The 3,193-nt window shown below is 69.7% G+C and carries 4 protein-coding genes; all 4 read right to left on the bottom strand.

Annotated features, from left to right (window positions below; genetic code table 11):
- The coding region (locus tag D180_RS08615; protein ID WP_039726282.1) for a tetraacyldisaccharide 4'-kinase at positions 1-265 on the bottom strand (265 nt) is incomplete at its 3' end.
- A complete protein-coding gene (msbA, locus tag D180_RS08610) occupies positions 262-2,034 on the bottom strand; it encodes a lipid A export permease/ATP-binding protein MsbA (protein ID WP_043090676.1) in 1,773 nt (590 codons plus the stop codon). The genes msbA and D180_RS08615, both read right to left, overlap by 4 nt.
- Positions 2,031-2,468, bottom strand: a complete 438-nt coding sequence (locus tag D180_RS08605; protein WP_010342642.1) for a biopolymer transporter ExbD — start codon at positions 2,466-2,468, stop codon at positions 2,031-2,033. The genes msbA and D180_RS08605 overlap by 4 nt, the downstream gene beginning before the upstream one ends.
- A gap of 4 nt (positions 2,469-2,472) precedes the next feature.
- Positions 2,473-3,132: a MotA/TolQ/ExbB proton channel family protein gene (locus tag D180_RS08600; protein ID WP_026143405.1), complete on the bottom strand. Its 660-nt coding sequence runs from the start codon at positions 3,130-3,132 to the stop codon at positions 2,473-2,475.
- Between the last annotated feature and the right edge of the window lie 61 nt (positions 3,133-3,193).

Below are 3,193 nucleotides of genomic sequence, written 5' to 3'. Positions count from 1 at the left end.
TGGCCACGCCCGGGCTCCAGCCGGCGTCGCGCAGGCGCTGCACCAGGGCGATGGTCAGTGGCGTCTTGCCGGTGCCGCCGGCGGTGAGGTTGCCCACCACCACCACCGGCGCGGCGATGCTGTGGCGCTTGCGCCAGCCGCGCCGGTACAGCGCGCGGCGCAACGCGATCGCCGCCGCGTACAGCGGGGTCAGCACGCGCGCGTGCAGCGGCGGCGAACCCGTGCCGTACCAATAGGCGGGGGTGTGCGGCCCGCGCTCGCTCATCCGAACTGCCTTTCGCGGAACTGCATGCTGTGCAGGTGCGCATACACCCCGCCCAGCGCCAGCAGCTCGCGGTGGGTGCCGCGCTCGACGATGCGGCCGTGGTCCATCACCAGCACCTGGTCAGCGTGTTCGATGGTCGACAGGCGGTGGGCGATGACCAGCGTGGTGCGGTCGGGCATCAGCCGGTGCAAGGCGTCCTGCACCAGCCGCTCGGATTCGTTGTCCAGCGCGGCGGTAGCCTCGTCGAGGATCAGGATCGGCGCGTCCTTGAGCATGGCGCGGGCGATCGCCAGGCGCTGGCGCTGGCCGCCGGACAGGCGTCCGCCCTTGGCCCCGACCTGCGCCTGCACGCCCTCGGGAAGGTGCTCGACGAACTCCATCGCGTTGGCATCGGCGATCGCCTGCTGTAATTGCGCCGGGCCGGCCTCGCGCATCTCGCCGTAGGCGACGTTCTCGGCGATGCTGCCGTCGAACAGCATCACCTGCTGGCCGACCAGGGCGATCTGTCGGCGCAGATCTTCCAGCCGATAGTCCTGCAGCGGGTGGCCATCGAGCAGGATCTGCCCGGATTGCGGGTCGTAGAATCGCGGGATCAGCTTGACCAGGCTCGACTTGCCGCTGCCGGAGCGGCCGACGATGGCGGTGACGGTGCCTGGTTCGGCGACGAAGCTGACCTCGGCCAGCGCCGGCCGCGCCTGCCCCGGATAGGCGGCGGTGACCTCGCGGAACTCGATCCGGCCCTGCGCGCGCTCGATGTGGCGGGTCCCGCTGTCCTGTTCCTCCGGCGCATCCAGCACCACGAACAGCCGCTGCGCCGAGGCGACGCCCCGCTGCAGCATGTTCTGCACGTTGGTGAGGTTCTTCAGCGCCGGGATGATCGCCATCATCGCGGTCATCAGCGACACGAACTCGCCGGCGGTCAGGCGCCCGGCCAGCGCCTCGTGGCCGGCGATCAGCAGCAGCGCGGCCAGGCCGATCGCGCCCAGCAACTGCACCGCGGCCGAGGAGATGCCGCGGGTGGATTCGACCTTCATCGCCAGGTGCAGGTTGGTGTCGGCCAGGTGCTGGTAGCGCTCCATCTCGCTGGCGCGCGCGCCGTAGACCTTGACCTCCTGGTTGCCGGACAGGGCCTGCTCGGCGGACTGCATCAGCTCGGCGTTGCTCTCCTGGATGCGATGACTGACCCGCCGGTAGCGCTTGGCCACGCGGTCCATCACCCAGGCCAGCGGCGGCGCCACCAGCAAGATGGTCACGGTCACCGTCCAGCTGTACCACAGCATCACCGCCAGCGCGCCGACGATCTGCAGGGTCTGCTGCACCATCACCTTCATCGCGTCGACCGCGGCCTGCGCCACCTGCTCGCTGTCCGAACCCAGCCGCACCAGCATCGACGCCACCGGCTCGGCATCGAAGCGGCTGCCCGGCAGGCGCAGGTACTTGTCCAGCACGTTGACCCGGAAATCGCGGGAAATGCTCCGCGCCGCGCGCCCCATCGACATGTCGGTGACGTAGCCGGCGATACCGCGCAGCACGAACAGGCTGACGATCTGCAACGGCAGCCACATCGCCACCTCGCGGTTGCGGGCGATGAAGGTCTCGTCGGTGATCGGCTTCATCAGCGCCAGGAAGCCGGAGCCGGCCAGCGCTTCCAGCAGCGCGCCGACGGCAGCGATCAGCAACAGGCCGCGGTAGCCGCCGGCATAGGACAACAGGCGGCGATAGGTCCGCCAGGGGGAATCCTGGACGGGCACGTCGGTGGGTACATTCACTTGGAGCTTCCGTCCCTGTTGACTTCGGGGGCAGTGGCGATGGCGATGCGGCGGAACCCGAGCTGGCCCAGCGCGTCCTGCGCGGTGACCACCGCCTGGTACGGCGTGCGCGCGTCGGCGCGCAGCAGCACCGGCTGCTCGCGGTCGTCGCCGGCGACCTGGGCGATGCTGCGCTTGACCGACTCCACGTCGGTGCGCAGCACTTCCTGGTCGTTGATGAAGTAATGGCCGTCGGCGTTGATCAGCACGCTCAGCGCGCGCGCCGGCGGCGGCGCGTTGCGGTCGCTGGCGTTGGGCAACTGCAATTGCAGCGTCGAACGCGCATCGAAGGTGGTGGTCACGACGAAGAAGATGATCAGCACCAGGATGACGTCGATCAACGGCACCAGGTCGATGTGCGGCTCGTCCTGGCCACGGTCGTCGCGGATCCGCACCGGCTCAGCCCTTGGCCGACGCGGCGTTCGACGCGGCGCCGCGTGCCGGCGCAACCGCACGGCCATGGCCGTCGAGCGCGTCGGTCAGGGCGGTGGCTTCCTGCTCCATCTCGATCACGTAACCGGCGATGCGGCCCTTGAAATGGCGATGGAAGATCAGCGCCGGCACCGCGATGATCATGCCGGTGGCGGTGCACACCAGCGCCTTGCCGATGCCGCCGGCGAGCTGGTTCACGTCGCCCAGGCCATGGTCGAGGATGCCGAGGAACATCTGGATCATGCCGACCACGGTGCCGAGCAGGCCGAGCAGCGGCCCGGCCGAGGCGATGGTGCCCAACGCGTTCAGGTAACGCTCCATGCGGTGCACGACGTGCCGGCCGGTGTCCTCGATGCGCTCGCGCACGATCTCGCGCGGACGGTTGCGCACGTCCAGGCCGGCCGCGAGCAGCGCGCCCAGCGGCGAATTGCGCCGAAGCGATTCGATGTGGGTGGGGTCGAGCTTGCCGCGCGTGGCCCAGTTGCGCACTTCCTGGCCCAGTCCCGGCGGCAACACCTCGCTACGGCGCAGGCTCCAGAACCGCTCCAGGACGATCGCCAGCGCGACCACGCCCAACAGCAGCAATGGCACCATCGGCCAGCCACCGGCCTTGACCAGTTCCCACACGTCGCAACCCTCCGGCACGCTCGGCCGTTCGTTCACTGGCCGATAGGATAGCAGCCGCCCA

The sequence above is a fragment of the Xanthomonas sp. SHU 166 genome, from assembly GCF_000364685.1.
GTDB classification, from domain to species: domain Bacteria; phylum Pseudomonadota; class Gammaproteobacteria; order Xanthomonadales; family Xanthomonadaceae; genus Xanthomonas_A; species Xanthomonas_A sontii.
This window is presented reverse-complemented; position numbering and strand designations above follow the sequence as displayed.